General features: G+C 74.3%; 22 protein-coding genes. 5 read left to right on the top strand and 17 right to left on the bottom strand.

Features of this window, described 5'->3' with window-relative positions:
* Window positions 1–99: 99 nt before the first annotated feature.
* The 6 genes from rosag_RS25160 to rosag_RS25135 all read right to left on the bottom strand — a co-directional run bounded on the left by rosag_RS25160 (window position 100) and on the right by rosag_RS25135 (window position 6,813).
* Window positions 100–549 carry a hypothetical protein gene (locus tag rosag_RS25160; protein WP_284352955.1) on the bottom strand — a complete coding sequence of 150 codons (450 nt, stop codon included), beginning with the start codon at window positions 547–549 and terminating at the stop codon, window positions 100–102.
* 234 nt (window positions 550–783) lie between these two features.
* A complete protein-coding gene (locus rosag_RS25155; RefSeq protein WP_284352954.1) occupies window positions 784–2,094 on the bottom strand; it encodes an acetylxylan esterase in 1,311 nt (436 codons plus the stop codon).
* 19 nt (window positions 2,095–2,113) lie between these two features.
* Entirely contained in the window at window positions 2,114–2,752 is a 639-nt protein-coding gene (locus rosag_RS25150) for a peptidoglycan recognition protein family protein (protein WP_284352953.1), read from the bottom strand.
* 11 nt (window positions 2,753–2,763) lie between these two features.
* Window positions 2,764–5,682: a PAS domain-containing protein gene (locus tag rosag_RS25145; RefSeq protein ID WP_284352952.1), complete on the bottom strand. Its 2,919-nt coding sequence runs from the start codon at window positions 5,680–5,682 to the stop codon at window positions 2,764–2,766.
* Between the two features lie 79 nt (window positions 5,683–5,761).
* A complete protein-coding gene (locus rosag_RS25140) occupies window positions 5,762–6,277 on the bottom strand; it encodes an RsmD family RNA methyltransferase (protein ID WP_284352951.1) in 516 nt (171 codons plus the stop codon).
* A 74-nt stretch (window positions 6,278–6,351) separates the two neighbouring features.
* Window positions 6,352–6,813 (bottom strand): hypothetical protein, encoded by a 462-nt coding sequence (locus tag rosag_RS25135; protein ID WP_284352950.1) that lies wholly within the window; start codon window positions 6,811–6,813, stop codon window positions 6,352–6,354.
* Between rosag_RS25135 and rosag_RS25130 the strand changes: the two genes are divergently transcribed.
* A complete protein-coding gene (locus rosag_RS25130; protein WP_284352949.1) occupies window positions 6,812–7,705 on the top strand; it encodes an alpha/beta hydrolase family protein in 894 nt (297 codons plus the stop codon). The two genes, rosag_RS25135 and rosag_RS25130, sit on opposite strands and share 2 nt — an antisense overlap.
* Window positions 7,706–7,714: 9 nt before the next feature.
* Window positions 7,715–8,125 carry a group II truncated hemoglobin gene (locus rosag_RS25125; RefSeq protein WP_284352948.1) on the top strand — a complete coding sequence of 137 codons (411 nt, stop codon included), beginning with the start codon at window positions 7,715–7,717 and terminating at the stop codon, window positions 8,123–8,125.
* Between the two features lie 240 nt (window positions 8,126–8,365).
* Here rosag_RS25125 and rosag_RS25120 read toward each other — a convergent pair whose 3' ends face one another.
* The 6 genes from rosag_RS25120 to rosag_RS25095 all read right to left on the bottom strand — a co-directional run bounded on the left by rosag_RS25120 (window position 8,366) and on the right by rosag_RS25095 (window position 11,013).
* On the bottom strand, window positions 8,366–8,842 hold the full coding sequence (locus tag rosag_RS25120) for a GNAT family N-acetyltransferase (protein ID WP_284352947.1): 477 nt from the start codon (window positions 8,840–8,842) through the stop codon (window positions 8,366–8,368).
* Window positions 8,843–8,853: 11 nt separating this feature from the next.
* Window positions 8,854–9,366, bottom strand: a complete 513-nt coding sequence (locus rosag_RS25115) for a hypothetical protein (protein ID WP_284352946.1) — start codon at window positions 9,364–9,366, stop codon at window positions 8,854–8,856.
* A 2-nt stretch (window positions 9,367–9,368) separates the two neighbouring features.
* Window positions 9,369–9,641, bottom strand: coding sequence for a hypothetical protein (locus tag rosag_RS25110; RefSeq protein WP_284352945.1), 273 nt, complete (start codon window positions 9,639–9,641; stop codon window positions 9,369–9,371).
* Between the two features lie 65 nt (window positions 9,642–9,706).
* Window positions 9,707–9,889 carry a hypothetical protein gene (locus rosag_RS25105; RefSeq protein WP_284352944.1) on the bottom strand — a complete coding sequence of 61 codons (183 nt, stop codon included), beginning with the start codon at window positions 9,887–9,889 and terminating at the stop codon, window positions 9,707–9,709.
* A gap of 47 nt (window positions 9,890–9,936) precedes the next feature.
* Window positions 9,937–10,302: a hypothetical protein gene (locus tag rosag_RS25100; RefSeq protein WP_284352943.1), complete on the bottom strand. Its 366-nt coding sequence runs from the start codon at window positions 10,300–10,302 to the stop codon at window positions 9,937–9,939.
* 315 nt (window positions 10,303–10,617) lie between these two features.
* Window positions 10,618–11,013: a hypothetical protein gene (locus tag rosag_RS25095; RefSeq protein WP_284352942.1), complete on the bottom strand. Its 396-nt coding sequence runs from the start codon at window positions 11,011–11,013 to the stop codon at window positions 10,618–10,620.
* Between the two features lie 323 nt (window positions 11,014–11,336).
* On the opposite strand from rosag_RS25095, the gene rosag_RS25090 reads away from it, so the two are divergent.
* Window positions 11,337–11,846 carry a DinB family protein gene (locus rosag_RS25090; RefSeq protein ID WP_284352941.1) on the top strand — a complete coding sequence of 170 codons (510 nt, stop codon included), beginning with the start codon at window positions 11,337–11,339 and terminating at the stop codon, window positions 11,844–11,846.
* A gap of 389 nt (window positions 11,847–12,235) precedes the next feature.
* Here rosag_RS25090 and rosag_RS25085 read toward each other — a convergent pair whose 3' ends face one another.
* Together rosag_RS25085 and rosag_RS25080 are read right to left on the bottom strand one after the other, a co-directional pair.
* Complete coding sequence (locus rosag_RS25085; RefSeq protein WP_284352940.1) at window positions 12,236–13,708, bottom strand: MATE family efflux transporter; 1,473 nt, start codon at window positions 13,706–13,708, stop codon at window positions 12,236–12,238.
* A gap of 141 nt (window positions 13,709–13,849) precedes the next feature.
* Window positions 13,850–14,476 carry a hypothetical protein gene (locus rosag_RS25080; RefSeq protein ID WP_284352939.1) on the bottom strand — a complete coding sequence of 209 codons (627 nt, stop codon included), beginning with the start codon at window positions 14,474–14,476 and terminating at the stop codon, window positions 13,850–13,852.
* Between the two features lie 96 nt (window positions 14,477–14,572).
* Between rosag_RS25080 and rosag_RS25075 the strand changes: the two genes are divergently transcribed.
* Window positions 14,573–14,974 (top strand): MbcA/ParS/Xre antitoxin family protein, encoded by a 402-nt coding sequence (locus tag rosag_RS25075; RefSeq protein ID WP_284352938.1) that lies wholly within the window; start codon window positions 14,573–14,575, stop codon window positions 14,972–14,974.
* Between the two features lie 12 nt (window positions 14,975–14,986).
* On the opposite strand, the gene rosag_RS25070 is transcribed toward rosag_RS25075, so the two are convergent.
* Genes rosag_RS25070 through rosag_RS25060 form a run of 3 tightly spaced genes read right to left on the bottom strand, consistent with a single transcriptional unit; the run spans window position 14,987 to window position 16,315 of the window.
* Window positions 14,987–15,241, bottom strand: coding sequence for a DUF2277 domain-containing protein (locus rosag_RS25070; RefSeq protein WP_284352937.1), 255 nt, complete (start codon window positions 15,239–15,241; stop codon window positions 14,987–14,989).
* A gap of 43 nt (window positions 15,242–15,284) precedes the next feature.
* Window positions 15,285–15,848 carry a hypothetical protein gene (locus tag rosag_RS25065; RefSeq protein ID WP_284352936.1) on the bottom strand — a complete coding sequence of 188 codons (564 nt, stop codon included), beginning with the start codon at window positions 15,846–15,848 and terminating at the stop codon, window positions 15,285–15,287.
* Complete coding sequence (locus rosag_RS25060) at window positions 15,845–16,315, bottom strand: hypothetical protein (RefSeq protein ID WP_284352935.1); 471 nt, start codon at window positions 16,313–16,315, stop codon at window positions 15,845–15,847. The genes rosag_RS25065 and rosag_RS25060 overlap by 4 nt, the downstream gene beginning before the upstream one ends.
* A gap of 419 nt (window positions 16,316–16,734) precedes the next feature.
* Between rosag_RS25060 and rosag_RS25055 the strand changes: the two genes are divergently transcribed.
* Entirely contained in the window at window positions 16,735–17,007 is a 273-nt protein-coding gene (locus tag rosag_RS25055) for a hypothetical protein (RefSeq protein ID WP_284352934.1), read from the top strand.
* The last annotated feature ends 120 nt before the right edge of the window (window positions 17,008–17,127 follow it).

Raw genomic sequence — 17,127 nt, 5'->3', positions numbered from 1 at the left:
CGGGCGTCCGCCCCCCGGCGGCGCGTCCGCGGCGCGATGCGCGTGCCCGTCGAAGCTCGCGCGCGCGGGCCGCCCGCGCCAGCAGTCCGCCCGTCCGGCTCAGCGGACGACGAGCGTGCGCGTCAGCACCCAGGGCACGGTCGTCCAGGCCGTCTCGCGGCCGCGGTTGGCGCCCTGGACCTGCACCACCATCCGCCCGCGGCCGCCGGCGCGCAGCGCGACGCGGTGCTCCAGGAACTTGAGGTCGTCCGTGCAGATCTCGGCGCCCGTGTTGTGGTGGAAGAGCGAGACCACGGCGAGCGTGTCCGCCGCGCGCACGGTGGGCGGGCGCACCTCGCGCACGCAGCCGCCGCCGAAGGTCGTCGCCACGAGCGTGAACGTCGCGCCCGCGGCCACCGTGTCCGGCAGCGACACCGCCGCGTCCTGCTCCGCGAAGCGCACGAGCGCCGGCTCCGTGCGGGCACCGGTGACGGCGACGGGCCCGTCGACGGACGCGGGATCGCAGGCGGTCAGGGCGGCGATCAGTGGGAGCCGGAGGAGACGGCGCATGGCGAGAGCTCGTTGTGGGCTGCGTGCTGCGTGGAGTCGCGCCGGTGCCTGTGCCTGTTGGTGAGGATACGGATGCTCCGGATGCAGCGGATACTCCGGATCGTCCCACGTGGCGGCGACGCCCCATGCACCGCGCGGAGCGATCCGAATGATCCGTTCCGATCCGGAGCATCCGCATCCTCACCAAAGGCCCAACAGGTCCAGCATACCGGACCATGAAGAGCGATCGAATCGTCAGGGCGCGTGCACGCCCAGCCGCTCCAGCAGCCAGGCATCCATCGGGTCCGACTGCGCGGGCACGCGGTAGTGCCCCGTCTCCGGCACGATGATGACCTGCTTCGGCGCGGTGATGACGTTGTAGACCGCGTACGAGCTGGTCGGCGGCACGGTCGTGTCGTTGTAGCCCCACGCGTAGATGCCCGGCACGCGCAGCAGCCGCGCGAAGTTCACCGTGTCGTAGTACTTCAGCGTCTCCATCTTCTCGGGCTTCGCCTTCATCCCCACCGTGTCCTGGAACACGTGCGGCCAGCCGCCCGCGCGGCCGTGCAGGTAGCCGAAGTGGTCCGACATCGCCGGATAGCTGGAGGCGATCGCCTTCACGCGCGGGTCGAGCACGCCGGCCATGATCGCCAGCGCCCCGCCCTGGCTGCCGCCCTGCACCACGTAGCGCGTCGAGTCCACCTGCGGCAGCGACATCAGGAAGTCGCCCGCGCGCACCACGCCCACCAGTACCCGCTTGTAGTAGTACAGGTCACGGTCCTCGATCCCCGCCCGCATGTAGTTCTGCAGCGCGGTGGCGCGCAGCTCGTTGTAGAGCAGCGAGTCGCGGTCGACCGGGATGCCGTGGATGCCGATCGCGAGGTGCACCACGCCGCGCCGCGCCGTCGCCACGCTGGGGAAGTACGGCCGCACGCCGGCGCCCGGCACGACGAGCATCGCCGGGTACCTCCCCGGCTTCGTCGGCACCGAGAGCATCCCGTACAGCCGGCTGCCGACGCGCTGGTTCTGGAAGGAGACGTGGTAGACGTCCACCTCCGGCGTCGAGCGCTCGGGGAGCCGCGTCATCACCGGCGCCAGCGGCGTGCGGCGCGCGTCGGCGACCGCCTTCCGCCAGAACGCCTCGAAGTCGGCGGGCATCGGCGTCGTCGGGCGCAGCCGCTCGGGCGCGAAGCCGGCCGTCGCCATCGCGGTGTAGGTCACGCTGTCCAGCCGGATCGACGCCGTCGCGCGCAGGAAGCCCGGCTCCGGGAGCGCACCGCGCAGCGTCGCCGCACCACTCGACAGGTCGACGGTGTCGCGCCGCATCGCGGGCATGCGCTCGCGCGCCAGGTCCACGCGCACGCGTGCACCCGGGATCGGACGCCCCGCGCGCACCAGCGACACCCGAAAGCGCGCCGTGTCGCCGAGGGCGTACTTCCAGTCGGGGCGGTCGAGCGTGACGACGAGGTGGACGCTCGTGTCGGCGCCGGCGGGCGGCGCGGGCACCTGCGCACGGGCAGCGGCGGGGAGCGCGAGCGCGAGCGCGACGAGGAGGCGGGGACGCATCGAGCGGATCACGGCGTGGTCACGGCGTGGCGGCGGCGATGAGCGCGCGGTAGTGCGGCAGCTGCGCGTACAGGTTGTGGCCCGGGCAGGCGGTGGTCGCGAAGTCGCGGTGCGCGCCCAGCCGCGTGGCGGGAATGCCGAAGCGCCGCGCGAGCGCGGGCACCAGCACGTCGAGCGTGCGCCGCTGCGCCTCGGTCAGCGTCTCCGTCTCGAAGTTCCCCTCGACGACGACCAGCAGGTGGCCGGTGGGGTCGTACGGCGTGTTGGAGTCGCCGACGTAGCGCCACTCGCGCCCCTCGACGACCGTGCCGTCGGTGGTGACGTAGAGGTGGTACGGCACGTCGGCCCACTGCTTCTTCACGCGCCCGTCCGCCAGCCGGTCCTCGCGCTGCGAGAACTGCTGCAGCGCGCGCAGCTTCTCGCCCGGCGTGCGCGCGGGCGCCTGCGCGACGCCGGTGTGGTGGATGGTGAGCCGGTCGGGCACGTGCTCCTTCATGGAGAGCACGGGCGCGTGCGCGCCCCACGCCGCGCGCGACAGGTAGGGCAGCGTGGCCGGCACCACGGACGCGGGGGCGGGGGCGGGGCGGCGCGCGTGGCAGCCGGCGAGCGCCGCGAGCGTGGAGGCCAGCAGCGCCGCGCGCATCGAACGTCGGATCATGAAGTCTCCCGTCAGCTCGCGCGCGGCAGCACGAGGGTGAAGGTGCTGCCCGTCCCGAGGACGCTCTCGACCGTCAGCTCGCCGCCCATGCCGCGCGCGAGGTCGCGGCTGATCGCCAGCCCGAGGCCGACGCCCTCCTGCGTGCGCGTGCGCGAGGCGTCCACCTGCACGAACGGCTCGAAGACGCGCTCCAGCTCCGCGGCCGCGATCCCGCGGCCGGTGTCCGACACGTGGATCGCCACGCGGTCGGCGCCCGGCGTGCACCACATCGCCAGCCGCCCGCCCGGCTCCGTGAACTTGATCGCGTTCGACAGCAGGTTGAGCACGATCTGCTGCACCTTCTCGCGGTCGGCGCGCAGCGCCAGCTGCGCCGGCTCGCACGGCGTCACGGTGAGCGACAGGCGGCGCGCGTCCAGCTGCGGCGATACGAGCGTCACGCACGTCGCCAGCGTCGCCGCCACGGGCACGTCGGCCACGTCGTAGCGCACCGCGCCCGCCTCCACGCGCGTGTAGTTCAGCACCTCGTTGATGAGGCCCAGCAGGTGGCGCTGGCTGGTCTGGATGCGCGCCAGCGCGGTGCGCTGCTCCTCCGTCACCGGCCCGTGGATGCCGAGCTCGATCAGCTCCGCGTAGCCGCCGATGGCATTGAGCGGCGTGCGCAGCTCGTGCGACATCACGGCGAGGAACTCGCTCTTCGCGCGGTTGGCCGCCTCCGCGGTCGCCAGCGCGGCCTCCGCGTCGCGCCGCGCCTGCACGAGCTCCGTCACCTCGGTGGCGACGACGGCCATCGCGTACACCGCGCCCGTCTCGTCGCGCAGCGGCTGGTAGACGATGTTGAAGAAGTGCTCCGTGTGCTTCCCGGTGCCGTCGGTGTCGAGGCGCGTCTGCTGCGCGGGCAGGCGGAGCGGCGTGCCGCCGTCGTAGATATGCTCGACCAGCTCGAAGATCCCCTGCCCCACGAGCTCGGGGAACGCCTCGCGCATCGAGCGGCCGACGACGTCCTCGCGGCGCTTCTTCACGATCGCGCACCACGCGTCGTTCACCACCTCGTACACGTGCTCGCGCCCGCGCGCGATGTACATCGACACCGGCGCCTGCGAGATGATGCGCTCCAGGTGCTCGCGCGCCGCGTGCGCCTGCGCCAGCGCCGCCTGCTCGGCGCGCCGCAGCCGCGCGCGCTCCGAGATGTCGCTGAAGCTGATCGCCACCTCGTCGGGCGCGGCGCGCACCACCGAGACGCGGAACGCCGTGTCGAGGCCGTCCGCGTCGTACTCCATCTCGGTCTGGAACGGCACGCCGCGGTCGGCGACGGCCGCGTAGGCGGTGAACAGCCCCGACGCCTCGGCGTGCGGGAAGAGCGTCCGCATGCGCAGGCCCGTCACGGTCGGCGCCGCGCCCGCCAGCAGCGCGTCGGCGGCCGGGTTCGCGTACACGTACTCGAAGTCCTCGACCGCGCCCCCCGCGTCGCGGACCGCGCGCGCCAGCACGAAGCCGTCGGGCGAGCCGTCCTGCACCGCGCGGAAGCGCGCGAACTGCGCCTCCGACTCCGCGCGCGCCGCCTGCTCCGCCTCGAACAGGCGCGCGCGCTCCAGCGCCTGCGCGCACTGGTGCGCGACCGTCAGCGTGAGCGCGCGCGCGTCGTCGTCGAACGCGCGCGGCGCGTCGTACGCAGCGCCCACCACGCCCAGCACGCGCCCGTCCACCACCAGCGGCGCGACGGCATTGGCGTGGTGGCCCGTCGCCTCCAGCAGCGGCAGCACCGCCGGGAAGCGCGCCGCCCAGTCGTCGCGCGACGCGAGGAACTCCGCCTCGCCGGTGCGCGCCACCGCGGCCAGCGGCACCGGCGCGTCGAGCGGGATGCGCCGCCACTCCTCCTGCACGTCGTCGGGCATCGCGCCGGCGCGCATGATCTCGAGGTGCGTGCCGTCGGGCGCGAGCCGCGCGATCACGATGCCCACCGCCTGCAGCACCGCCGCGGCGTGCGCGACGACCGCCTGCGCCACCTCGTCCACCGTGGACGCCACCGCCAGCGCCGCCGACAGCGCCTGCAGCCGCTCCGCGCGGCGCGCCGTCGCCGCGAGCGCCGCCTCGGCGTCGTGGCGCGCGGTCACGTCCTCGTGCGTCAGCACCACCTGCTCCACCGCGCCCGTCGCGCCGCGCACGGGATACAGGTGCGCCTGCGTCCACAGCACGCGCCCGCGGCCGACCGCGTGCTCCATCTCGTAGCGCAGCGGCGGCATCGAGACCGCCTCGCCCGCGAACGCGCGGCGCACCAGCGGCAGCACGCCCGCCGCCTCCAGCTGCGGGTCGGTGAGCACCGAGTAGTCGGGCGGCACGTCGGCCAGCGCCGCGCCCCACAGCCGCTCGAACGCGGGGTTCACGGCCACGGGATGGCCCGACGCGTCGTAGACGACGGTGCTGACGGGGCTCTGCGCGAACGCCGCCGCCAGCCGCGCGGCCAGCGCGTCGCGCTCGCGGGCGGCGGCGGCCGCGGTGGCGCGCTCCGTGTCGTCGCGCACCGTCAGCACGGCGCCCAGCCGCTCGCCGCGCGGGCCCACCAGCGGGCGCGCGCTGCCGACCGCGTGCGCCTCGGTGCCATCGGGGCGGCGGATGCGCCAGCGCGCGTCCACCGTGGTCTCGCCGCGGCGCACCGCGCGCGCCAGCGGCAGCTCGTCGGCGGGGTACGGCCGGCCGTCCTCGGTGAGGAGGCGGTACGCATCGGCGTACTGCTCGGGCAGGACGTCCAGGCGCGACACGCCGTGCAGCCGCGTCGCGGCGTCGTTCACGAAGGTGATGCGCCCCGCGGCGTCGGTGACGATGACGCCCTCGGCCAGCTGGGCGAGCGCGGCGAGCAGCGGATCGGGGCCGTCGGCCGCGGCGTCGTGGCCGGGCACGCCTTCGGCGATCGCGTCCTTCGGTCCCGACGTCATGCCCCTCGCCTGCCCTCCGCTGCTGGTGTCCGGCCGCCCGATCCGTCATGCAAGATGCACGCGGGACCGGGCGCGCGCCTCAGAGGCGGTAGATGGTGATCATCGTGTCGTCGAACGCGCGGTGCAGCGCGCCCGGCGGCAGCACGTGGTCGCGCGCATGCTCGGCCGCCAGCACGCGGGCGAAGCGGCGCGCCTGCCAGCTCTCGATCACGCGGTCGAGCTGCCGCGAGCCGTACGGCGGGTCGACGAACGCCACGTCGTAGGCGTCCTCCCTGAGCGCGCCCGCGAACGGCAGCGCGTCCACGACGTGGATGCGCGCCTTCTCGCGCACGCGCAGCGCGGCGACGTTCGCCTTCAGCGCGTGCAGGCTGGACGGGCGGAACTCGACGAAGTCGGCCCACTTCGCGCCGCGCGAGATGGCCTCCAGCCCCAGCGCGCCGGTGCCCGCGTACAGGTCGAGCACGCGCGCGCCCTGGATGTCGGGCGCGAGCACGTCGAGCAGCGCGGCGCGCACGTGCTCCGCGGTGGGCCGCACGCGGAAGTCGCGCGGCGAGGTGAGGTCGCGGCCCGCGAACCTGCCGCCGACGATCCTCATGCCTGGGGAGGGATGGAGAGACGCATCGCCTCCGAAGCTAGCGAGCCGACGACGAGCCGGGGTGACGGCGTCCGTCAGAGCGGCACGACGACGGTGTGCACGCTGTCGGGCACGGGACCGGTGGGCGACGGGCGCGCGTACCACCACACGACCAGCGCCTCGCGGCCGCGCGCCAGCCCGTTCCGCGTCGCGTCGAAGCGCGTCGTGTCCACGGCGCCGGGCGCGAGCGCGGGGCAGCGCACGGGATCCACGCACGGCGCCCAGAGGATGAGCGCATACCGCTCGCGGTCGATCGCGAAGGTGTGCACCGGGCGCGCGCCGCGGTTGGCCACGCGCAGCTCGCCCTCGGCCACGGTGATCGCGAGCGGGTCGACCGGCGCGTCGGGCCCGGTGAGCCAGCCGCACGCGCCCGTCACGAGCGGGGCGAGGAGCACGGCGAGCAGGCGGAGGAAGGGACGGCAGCGGCGCATGCCGATGCGTACCACGCGCGCGCCGCCCGCGTCACCGGCGTGCCCGCGCGTTAGCTTCGCCCGCATGCCTGCCGCCGCCGCCGGATGCCGCACCATCGCCGTCCCCGATCCCGAGTCGGCGACGCCGATCCCGATCGTCGTCCTCTACCCGGCCGACGCGCCCGCGCACCCCACGCGGCTCGGCCCGTACACGCTGGACGTGGCGATGGACGCGCCGGTCGCGGCGGGGACGTATCCGCTGGTGCTCGTGTCGCACGGCTCGGGCGGCTCGCACCTGGCCTACCGCGACCTCGCGGCGCATCTGGCGCGCGCGGGGTTCGTCGCCGCGCTGGTCGAGCACCCGGGCAACAGCCGCAACGACAACAGCCGCGTGGACACCGAGGCGAACCTCGCCGCGCGGCCACGCCACCTGCGGCTGGTCGTCGACCACCTGACGGCCGACGTCGCCGTCGGGCCGCACCTCGCGCCGGACGCGGTGGCGATCGTGGGCCACTCGATGGGCGGCTACACCGCGCTCGCCGCGGCCGGCGGACGGCCCACGGCGTTCCCGCGCGAGACGGCGGACGGCATGTCGCGCGAGGTGCCGGTGCCGCGCGACCCGCGCGTGCGCGCGCTCGTGCTGCTCGCGCCGGCGACGCCGTGGTTCATGGCGCCGGGCGCGCTGCGCGACGTGCGCGTGCCGATCCTGATGCTGACGGCGGAGCACGATCCGCACACGCCCGAGGGGCACGCGGTGATCGTGAAGCGCGGCCTGCCGCCGGAGACGCCGCTGACGCATCGCGTGGTGCCGAACGCGGGCCACTTCTCCTTCCTCGGCCCCTTCCCGCCGGCGATGACGCACGCGGGCTTCGCGCCGTCGCAGGACCCGCCGGGCTTCGACCGCGCCGCGTTCCACGCCGAGCTGCACGGGGAGGTGGAGGGCTTCCTGCGCGGCGTGTTCGGTTCCGCCACGCTTTAGCTTTCGAGCATGTCGTCCCCCACGCCCAGCCCCACGCCGGCGCCCACGCCGTACGAGCAGCTCGGCGGCGACGCCGGCATCCGCCGCCTGGTGGACCGCTTCTACGACCTGATGGACACCGCGCCCGAGGCCCGCACGGTGCGCGCGCTGCACGCGGCCAGCCTCAAGGCGTCGCGCGAGAAGCTCTACCTGTTCCTCACCGGCTGGACCGGCGGCCCGCCCGTGTACGTCGAGCAGCACGGCCATCCGCGGCTGCGCATGCGCCACTTCCCGTTCCGGATCGCGGAGCGCGAGCGCGACGAGTGGCTGTGGTGCATGGACCGCGCGCTGGACGAGCAGGAGATGCCGGACGCGCTGCGGACGATGCTGCGCGAGAAGCTGCACGCGCTGGCGGACCACATGCGGAATCATCCGGGCTGACGCTGCGTGCTGCGTGCACGGCCGCTCGGGACGTGTCGGTGCGCCGGACCCGAACGGCGAACGGCAGCAAGGATGAGATCTGACAAGATCTGATAAGTGCGGATGGCTCCGCGTCGGGCGACGTTCCTCGCCCCTGTGCGGAGCATCGGCGTTTATCAGACCTTATCCGATCTTCATCCGTGCAATGCCGTTCGGGTCCGGCGCGTCGCTACCAGACACGCCGCACGCCGCACGCAGCCTTCAGGGTCGAAGCTCCATCCGCTCGCGCAGCCCCAGAAATCCCTCCCGCTCGTAGAACGCGCGCGCCGCGGCGTTGAACGCGTAGACCTCCAGCGACACGCCGTCGCAGCCGCGCGCCGTGGCGGCCTCGCGTACGGCGGCGAGGAGCGCGTGCCCGATGCCGCGGCCGCGGTGCGAGCCGGCGACGGCCATCGCGTGCACGTGCAGCAGCGCCGCCGCGCGCTTGTACGGCGACGCCGGCGTCACCTGCGTCTCGGCGTGCGCGTAGCCGACCACCGCGTCCGCGTCGTCGACGGCGACGAGCAGCAGGTGGCCGGGCTGCGCGAGCAGGTGCGCCATGCTCTCGGCCGTGGCGACGGCGGGCGACGGCGGCTGGAAGAGGTCGGGGTGCGCGGCGTGGTGGAGCGCGTGCACCTCGAGCGCGATCGCGGCTACCGCCGCGCAGTCGGCGGGGGCAGCGGGGCGGACGTGCGGCATCGGTCCGGGCGTCAGTACAGTCGTCGGTAGAGCGCGGGCGTCGTCGGCATGTCGCGGTGCGTGCGCTGGCGCCCCCACAGCCGCTCGCACGAGATGCGGCCCACGAGGCGCGTCGTGTCGTTCTCGCCGCCGCCGTGCGGCATGTCCAGCGCGAGCGAGTCCGCGCCCGCGAGCTGCACGCGCGAGAACGGCTCCGGATCGGTGCGCACGCCGTTGCCCGACGACGACTCGCTGACGCCGTCGATCCCGTCGCCCGCCTGCCAGAGCGTGATCCAGACGCCGACCGTGTCGCCCGTGCTCGGGTCCTCGCGCACGTCGGCGTACACCGCGCTGTCGCCCGACAGGCAGCCGAACAGGCGGTGCGGCAGCTCGTCGTCGTCGCCCGTGTACCGCGCCACGTCGACCGCGCGCGCCGATGGCGCCGCCGGCGGCGTGGACGGCGCGGGCGCGCGCTCCACGTCCGCGCCCGCGCACGCCGCCAGCAGCGTCGTCAGGGTCACCACGCCCGCGAGCGCCGGCCGCACGGTCAGTACGCCTTCTCCACCGCGCGCAGCGCGGCCACCACCGCCGACAGGTCGCGCTCGGCCGAGTCCGGGCGGTGCAGGTCGTCGCGCGCGATCTCGCGCAGCCGCCGCTCCACCTGCACGTCCGACGCGCCGCGCATCAGGAGGCTGAACAGGTCGTGCGCGTACGGCGCGTACTCCTTGTGCGGCCCCGGCTGCTCGTGGACGCCGAGGGGGTCCCACTGCTGGAGCAGGACGCGCTCGATCACGACCTCCGCCGATTCCTTCTCCGCCATGGGGCCTCCGGGTCTGGAGTGAACCGCCGACTGCTCCCTCAACTCGCCATCGGGCGCGAGGCGCGTCAAGATCCGCGACGTCCCCGCAGCACCTTCCACCACGACGCGGCCGCGACCACCAGCGCGAACGCCAGCAGCGCCCACGTGACGGGGCGCACGCGCGCGCTCGTGAGCACGCCGCCCAGCAGCCAGAGCGCGATGATGGTGACGAGGAGCGCCTGGAAGAGCGCGTGCCGCAGCAGGTCCATGCGCGAATGCTAAGGCATCGCGCACGGGCCGGGCGCCTACGGGCCGTCTACCGGTCGTCGCGCCCGTCCAGCCGCTCGGCCGCGTACTGCACGGCGAAGGCGTGCGCGTCGGCGACGTCGTCGGGCACGTCGATCCACTCGCCGAGGGCGTCGCGGTACTCCTCGCCGGCCTGCTCGCGCGCGTCGGCGGCCGTCGGATGCCACGTGTCGCCGCCGATCTCGCCGTGCGCCGTGTAGCGGAAGAGCATCGCGCCGGGCGACTCCGCGTCCTCGCCCGCGACGAGCAGCAGGACGTCGGCGGCCGGGAGCATCTTCGCCGGATCGAGCGGGAAGTTGGTGGTGTGCGTCAGGTGCCGCGCGCCGTCCATCGCGCCGATGAGGGCGATCGCGCGCACGCGCTGGGAGTCGGTCACGGGTCGTCCGGAACGGGAGGGGCCGCGGACCGCGGCAGGGGACGCAGGGCGCGGCTAGAGTAGCACGCGCCCGCCTCGGCCCGCCAGACGGGGGCGCGCCGGGCGACGGGCCGCGGATTCGCCGGCGGCGTAGCCCGCCCGTCGCGCCGGACCCGTTGGCCTCTTGGCGGGATGCGGATGCTCCGGATCGGAACGGATCGAACGGATCGTTCCACTCGGCGCGTGGGACGTCGCCGCCACGCGGGGCGATCCGAATGATCCGTTCTCATCCGCAGCATCCGCATCCCCCCAGAAGGTCCGAAGGGGTCCGGCGCGCTACTCCACGAAGCGCAGCTCCGAGAGCAGCGCTACGAGGTGCGCGCGGCCCAGCCGCGACCAGACGTTGTAGAGGCACCCCTGTCCGGCGATCTGCAGGTAGGCGAGATGGCTCGGGCCGGTGCCGCCCTCGAGGCCATAGCCGGCCGAGCTGCCGTCGGCCCAGCGGAGCGTGTCGGGCCAGGCGTAGGACGCGCCGTCGGCGGTGGTGCCGCTGCCCGCGACACCGAAGGCGCCGCGCTGCCCCGGCCGGTCGTAGGCGACCGCCCAGCCGCCCGAGTAGGTCGCGGCGCGCGGGATCGCGCCGGCGCCCTCGCCCAGCGCGCGCGGCGCGACCAGGGCGCAGGTCGCGCGGTTGGCGGCGCGCGTCCACTGGGCGCGGTAGACGGCCGGCACCGCGGAGGCGCTCAGGCGCGCGCCCGTCCATGGCGCCGGCGGCAGCGTGGGAGCGGGTGCAGGCCCGGGTGCAGGCCCGGGTGCAGGCGACGCCGGCGTGTCCACCCCGCCGCCGGCAGCGGGGGCGCAGGCGGCCACGGACGCCGCGAGCAGGAGGAGCAGGGCGGGCCGGACGGATGGGGTGAACGGCGGCATGGCCGGGCAGGGAGGCGCCATCCGTGCCGCGGCGCGGGCGCGAGGGCGCTCTTGAATGAACATCTGACTCGGGTAGGTTGGTGTCCCGAACGAACCCCGAATCGTCGCCCCAACGCTGGAGGTCCGCCGTGTCCACCGCCGCCGCATCCTCACCCGCCGCCTACACGGGGTCCGCCGCCATCGCCCTGACGCCGGAGGCGCTGCGCGCGCACTGGCAGGGCCACCGCCGGCTGACGCGCCGGGTGATCGAGGCGTTCCCCGAGGACCAGCTCTTCACCTTCGCGGTGGGCGGCATGCGGTCGTTCGGCGTGCTCGCCCTGGAGATGCTGAGCATGGCCGCGCCGATGGTGCGGGGGAGCGTGACGGGCGAGTGGGAGACGACGTTCGACCGCGCCCCGCGCCCGAAGGCCGAGCTGCTGAAGGCGTGGGACGAGAGCACGGCGGAGATCGACGCGCTCTGGGGGCAGATCCCGCCGGCGCGCTTCCAGGAGACGACGACCGCGTTCGGCCAGTACACGGCGCCGCTCTACGAGCTGCTGCTGTACTGCGTGGACAACGAGATCCACCACCGCGGGCAGGGCTACGTGTACCTGCGCGCGCTGGGGATCACGCCGCCGCCGTTCTTCGAGCGGGAGTGAACGACGCGCTGCGTGCTTCGTGCTGTGTGCTGCGTGGTGCGTGAACGGCCTCGGGACGCTTCGGCGCCCTGGGGCCGTTTGGCCTTTGGAGAGAATGCGGATGCTCCGGATGAAGCGGATGCTGCGGATGGCTCCTCGCGGTGCATGGAGCATCGCCGCCACGCGGAGCGATCCGAATGATCCGTTCCGATCCGGCGCATCCGCGTCCTCCCCAAAGGCAGCAGGGGTCCGGCGCGCGAGCCCCGGAACGACATTGGACAGGATGACAGGATGACGCAGAGGCTCCGCCCCGGCGCTTGGAGCAGCGCGCCACGCGGAGCCTCTGCGTCATCCTGTCATCCTGTCTTCTTGCAGTCGTCGTTCAGATCCGCAGCCCGCAGCCCGCAGCCTCACTGCCCTGCCACGCCCACCTGGATCCCCCGCCACTTCCCCTGGTTGAACCGCCACACGCTCAGCGCGCACCGCGTCGCGTGGCCCACCAGGATCGCCACCCAGACGTGCAGCGGCTGCAGCGTCCCCGTCTCCCGGACCACGAAGCAGATCCCCAGCGGCACCGCGATCTGCGAGACGATCGAGATGTAGAGCGGGCTCTTGGTGTCGCCCGTGCCCTGCAGCCCGCCCGTGTACGTCAGCGCGACCGTGATGAAGAGCCCCGAGAGGCTCAGCACGCGCAGGAGCTGGGTGCCGATCTCCACGACGTCGGGCTCGTTCATCCCGAACACCGCCAGCAGCTGCCGCGGGATCAGCAGGAACGCGAGCCCGATCAGCGCCGCGCCCGCGAGGCCGAAGCGCGCCGCGACGTGCACCGCCGCCTCCGCGCGCTCCGGCTGGTGCGCGCCGAGGTTCTGCCCCGCGACCGCGGCGGCGGCGCCCATCAGCCCCACTGACGTCCACGTGATGAGCGAGAAGAGCTGCGAGTACGACACCGCGAACGCCGCCTGCGCCGCCGCGCTCTGCGCCAGCGAGCCGATGAACGAGAGCATCAGCACGCCGCCGACGTTCATCGCGATCCCCTGCACGCCCGCGGGCAGCCCGAAGCGGAAGAGCGAGCGGATGATCGTCCAGTCGGGCCCGAAGCCGTGGTGTCGCGGGAACTTCACCACCCACCCGCCGCCCCACAGCTTCGCCAGCGCGTAGATGCCGACGAGCCCCATCGCGATCACCGTCCCCATCGCCGAGCCGGCGGTGCCGAACGCGGGGATCGGACCGAGGCCGCGGATGAGGATGACGTTGAGCACCAGGTTCAGCACCGTCGCCACGATGCCGATCACCATCGGCGTGCGCGCGTCGCCGGCCGAGCGGAGCGCGCCGCCGAGCATGAAGAAGACGAGCATCCCGCTGCTGCAGAGGAACATGATCCGCAGGAACGGGAGCGCCTCGGCCTTCACGCGGGGCGCGGCGTTCACGAAGTCGAGCAGCACCGGCGACGCGAACCATCCCACCGGCGCCATCACGAACAGCGAGATGCCGATCGCCGTCAGGAAGCCCTGGTAGACCGTGCGGTCCACGCTCTCCTCGTCGCCCGCGCCGGCGAAGCGCGCGACCAGCACGCTCATCCCGGTGAACAGCGACGAGATGAAGGCGATGACGACGAGGAAGATCTGCCACGCCACGCCGATGGCCGCGTTGGCGGTGAAGCCGACGAGGTGGCCGACGAGCACGTGGTCGACGATCCCCTGCAGCCCGCCGATGATGTTCGTCAGCATCGTCGGCCACGCGATCTTCCACACCGCCTGCTGCAGCGGCCCCTCGACGATCGAGCGGTCGTAGCGGCTCCCCTTCCCCGGACGCGCGGGCGGTGGTGCCGCCGGCGCCGCCGGTGGGGTGAGCGGCGCCGGAATCGGGCGCGCGGGCTGGGACACGGTGCTCAAGGGGAGGCGGGAGCGCGTGGAGGGCGCGTCGGGTGCGCGTGGAACGTGCGTGGGACGCGCCGGTCGAAGCTCGCGCCGTCCCACGATCGACGCCAGGGCGCACACGGAGCCCTGACAACGGGTCGCCGACGCTCAGGCCCGCAGCTGCGCGAGCAACCGCGCGAGCAGCCGCGCGAGCAGCCGCGGCGCGTCGGGCGGCTCCGGTGGCAGCTCCGCGACGCGCGCGAGCACCGCGTCGGCGAGCGCGTCGGGATCCGCGTCGGTGGTGTCGACGCGCAGCACGCGCTCGGGGGCGACGGCCGCGAGCGCCGCGAACCAGCGCCGCAGCGGATCGACCAGCCGCAGGTGCCGCTCGAAGCCGCGGCGCGTGCGCGTGGCGTCGCCGGCGCGCCGCGCGCGCAGCCGCGCCTCCGTCGCGTCGAGCGCGACGTACAGGTCGGGGAAGCCCAGCGCGCCGGACGCGACGGCCGCCGCGTGCAGCGGGACGACGACGTCGAGGCCCGGCCACCCTGCGTCGGCGAACGTCGGCCCGTACCACAGCCCCTTGAACGGATCGCCGTCGAGCACGGCGAGCGGCGCCCGCTCCGCCAGCGCGCGGGCGCGGCGCCACTGCGCGGCGTGCGCGTCCACGAACCACGCCGCCGACTCCGCGGGCGGCGGCGCGCCGCGCGCGTCCAGCTCTGGCAGCACCGCTGCGCCGGCCGTCCGCGCCAGTGCCGCGACCAGCGTCGTCTTCCCGACCGCGCTCGGCCCCTCCACGCAGACGACCGGGCCGGGGCGCCTTGCGGCGACATCTGTTCCGTCTAGCTTGGCCTCCCCGAAGAGGCGCCGAACCGACGTGCCGGGAGTGCGACGATGACCAGGCTGGAGCTGGAGCAGTGGCTGTGCGGCGACCGCACGCGTCTTCCCACCGCGGCGGAGATCGCGGCCCTCCTCGGGCTGGCGCCGTACACCGCGCGCGGCGTCCCGCTGGCGAGCGTCGTCCGCCGCGTGGCGCGCGGGTGGTTCGCGGTCGTCGTGCTGCGCGACGTCTTCGGCGACGACCGCGACGTGCGTCGCTGGCTGCGCACGCCGCGCGCGGAGCTCGGCGGGCGGTGCGGGCTCGACCTGCTGTGGGCGGGCGAGACGCGCGCGGTCGAGGAGCTGGCCATGCGCGAGTGGCATCAGCCGAGCGGGTCGTCGGTCGCCAGCTGGCCGGTCATGCAGCTCGCGCCGCTGGAGACGCGCGAGATGCCGCGCGTGCGCCGTCAGGCGTGAGTCCGGCGCAGGTCACGCGTAGCGCGCCCGCGCGCGCCGCGCCTCCTCCTCGCGGTCGCGCGGCGGCGCGCTCGTCACGAGCCCGTCCAGCAGGCGGTGCGCGGCGGCGGCCACCTCGTCCACCGCGCGCGTGAACGCGGCCTCGTTGGCGCGCGACGGCGCGTTCATCCCGCTCAGCTTCCGCACGAACTGCAGCGCCGACGCGCGGATCTCGTCGTCCGTCGCGGGCGGCTCGAAGTTGGCGAGTCGTTTGATGTTCCGGCACATGCGCCCAATATGCGCCGCGTGTCGCGCGATGCCACCGTGGCCGTCAGCCCGCGGCGCCCAGGCGGCGGCCGTCCAGCAGCTCGCGCCAGTAGCGGCCCATCTGGCCGCGGTTCCTGAAGGCGGCCGGCGCGAGCGCGCGCGTGCGCCAGCCGTCCACCGCGTGGCCCGCGACGAAGCCGGCGATCGCGTCGCCGCCGCTGCCGTAGACGTCGAACGGCAGCGGCGCGCAGCCGTGGTACCACGCGAGCATCCACCGCAGCTCGTCGTCGCCGGCGCCGCGCTGCAGCCGGCGCTCGAGCGCGTGCACGACGTCGCGCACGAGCGCCTCGGGCAGCTCGAGGATCGCCGACTGCGCGGGCGGCGCCACGGCGCTCCACCACGCGAGGAAGGTCGCGCGCTTCAGCGCCTCGGCGCCGCTCGTGGGGTGCGCGAGCAGCGCGTGGTACGCGGCGAGGATCGCGGGATACTCGCCGTAGAGCCCCGAGCGCGCGATCTGCGCGTGGCGCTCGTCGAGCGAGCCGGACGCGCCCGCGATGCTGGCGAGGATCGCGGCCTCCCAGCCCGCGATGGCGTCGAGCGGGAGCGCGCGCGTGGGCGCCGTCGTCACGCGCGCTCGCCGAAGGTCAGGCGCCGCGATGTCGCATACGCGGGGGCGGGCGGCACGTCGGCGGACTCACGCGCGACGCGCGCCAGCTCGAAGGCGCCCCACACGCCGTTCACGAGCGCGCCGCCGATGATCAGCGTCCAGATCGCGCCGTGCCAGAGCGGCTGCCCCGTGATCAGCCAGCTCGCGAGCTTCGTGAAGACGAACCAGCCGAGCAGCGCACAGGCGGCGACGCGGCTCCCGCGCCGCAGTCGCAGGGTGGCCCACGCGGTGCCGAGGGTCGCGAGCACCATCACGACCAGCGAGCCCCACTCCGGCCCGCCCGGCTCCAGCAGCGGCACGACGCTCAGCACCGCGAACGTGATGGTGTACAGCCCGCCCGCCCACACGGCGCCGCGCAGGCGCCAGCGGGCGACGGACTCGCGGCCGCGCAGGGCGGCGCGTCGGTGGGTGTCGGTGGGTGCGGTCATGGGGAGTGGAAGCTAGCAGCAGGACGCGCCCGGCCCGAACGGCGAACTGCATTGGACAGGATTAGACGGATTAGACAGACAAGAGCGGATTTCACTCGGTGTGGCGGCGATGTCCCTGTGCACCACGCGGAGCGTAATCCGCCATTGTCCGTTCAATCCGTCTAATCCTGTCTGCTCTTGCCGTTCGGGTCCGGCGCGCGAGAACCGGAACGGCATCGGACAGGATTATCAGGATTGCCAGGATTTACAGGATGTGGTGTCCGTGTGGCGCTACAGCCTCTCGAGCCACACGGAGCGAATCCTGTTGATCCTGCAAATCCTGATAATCCTGTCTGAAGCAGCTCAGAGCAGTTCGCCCTTCGGACGGCTATGTTGCACTTCAGGCGCGGGATCGCGCGAGGACCGTCGGAGGCGCACGCATGTCGCAGGCATTCCTGAGGGACGACGCGGAAGGGGAGATGCCCCGCCGCAACTACGGGCTCCCCGACCGGGACGATCCCGACTACGACCGCATCGCCGCCCGGGCGTTGCTGGAGGCCGCGCGCGTGAGCGAGACGCAGCTGGCCGAGCGGCAGACGGGGTACTACTGGGGGGAGCCGAAGCTCCACCCGTACGTCGAGGCGCTGCGCGCGGAGGCCGAGGCGGCGGGCGACGAGCGCCTGGAGCAGCTGGCGCGCCGCTTCCTGCGCTAGGTAGTGTCTGAGAAGTACCGCGTTGCGTAGCGGGCGGCGAGGACGAGGCAGATGGCGGCGCGGTAGGTGACGGCGAGCTTCTCGGCCCGCGTCGCCACGCGCCGCCAGCGCTTGAGCCAC

Origin of the sequence: Roseisolibacter agri (assembly GCF_030159095.1) — a bacterium.
Taxonomy (GTDB): Bacteria; Gemmatimonadota; Gemmatimonadetes; order Gemmatimonadales; family Gemmatimonadaceae; genus Roseisolibacter; species Roseisolibacter agri.
This window is presented reverse-complemented; position numbering and strand designations above follow the sequence as displayed.

Bases quoted from the DNA above. Each gene is read 5' to 3' on its own strand.
- rosag_RS25160 (WP_284352955.1), bottom strand. From the start codon at position 549: ATGCGCCGTCTCCTCCGGCTCCCACTGATCGCCGCCCTGACCGCCTGC.
- rosag_RS25155 (WP_284352954.1), bottom strand. From the start codon at position 2,094: ATGCGTCCCCGCCTCCTCGTCGCGCTCGCGCTCGCGCTCCCCGCCGCT.
- rosag_RS25150 (WP_284352953.1), bottom strand. From the start codon at position 2,752: ATGATCCGACGTTCGATGCGCGCGGCGCTGCTGGCCTCCACGCTCGCG.
- rosag_RS25145 (WP_284352952.1), bottom strand. From the start codon at position 5,682: ATGACGTCGGGACCGAAGGACGCGATCGCCGAAGGCGTGCCCGGCCAC.
- rosag_RS25140 (WP_284352951.1), bottom strand. From the start codon at position 6,277: ATGAGGATCGTCGGCGGCAGGTTCGCGGGCCGCGACCTCACCTCGCCG.
- rosag_RS25130 (WP_284352949.1), top strand. From the start codon at position 6,812: ATGCCTGCCGCCGCCGCCGGATGCCGCACCATCGCCGTCCCCGATCCC.
- rosag_RS25135 (WP_284352950.1), bottom strand. From the start codon at position 6,813: ATGCGGGCGAAGCTAACGCGCGGGCACGCCGGTGACGCGGGCGGCGCG.
- rosag_RS25125 (WP_284352948.1), top strand. From the start codon at position 7,715: ATGTCGTCCCCCACGCCCAGCCCCACGCCGGCGCCCACGCCGTACGAG.
- rosag_RS25120 (WP_284352947.1), bottom strand. From the start codon at position 8,842: ATGCCGCACGTCCGCCCCGCTGCCCCCGCCGACTGCGCGGCGGTAGCC.
- rosag_RS25110 (WP_284352945.1), bottom strand. From the start codon at position 9,641: ATGGCGGAGAAGGAATCGGCGGAGGTCGTGATCGAGCGCGTCCTGCTC.
- rosag_RS25105 (WP_284352944.1), bottom strand. From the start codon at position 9,889: ATGGACCTGCTGCGGCACGCGCTCTTCCAGGCGCTCCTCGTCACCATC.
- rosag_RS25075 (WP_284352938.1), top strand. From the start codon at position 14,573: ATGACCAGGCTGGAGCTGGAGCAGTGGCTGTGCGGCGACCGCACGCGT.
- rosag_RS25070 (WP_284352937.1), bottom strand. From the start codon at position 15,241: ATGTGCCGGAACATCAAACGACTCGCCAACTTCGAGCCGCCCGCGACG.
- rosag_RS25060 (WP_284352935.1), bottom strand. From the start codon at position 16,315: ATGACCGCACCCACCGACACCCACCGACGCGCCGCCCTGCGCGGCCGC.
- rosag_RS25055 (WP_284352934.1), top strand. From the start codon at position 16,735: ATGTCGCAGGCATTCCTGAGGGACGACGCGGAAGGGGAGATGCCCCGC.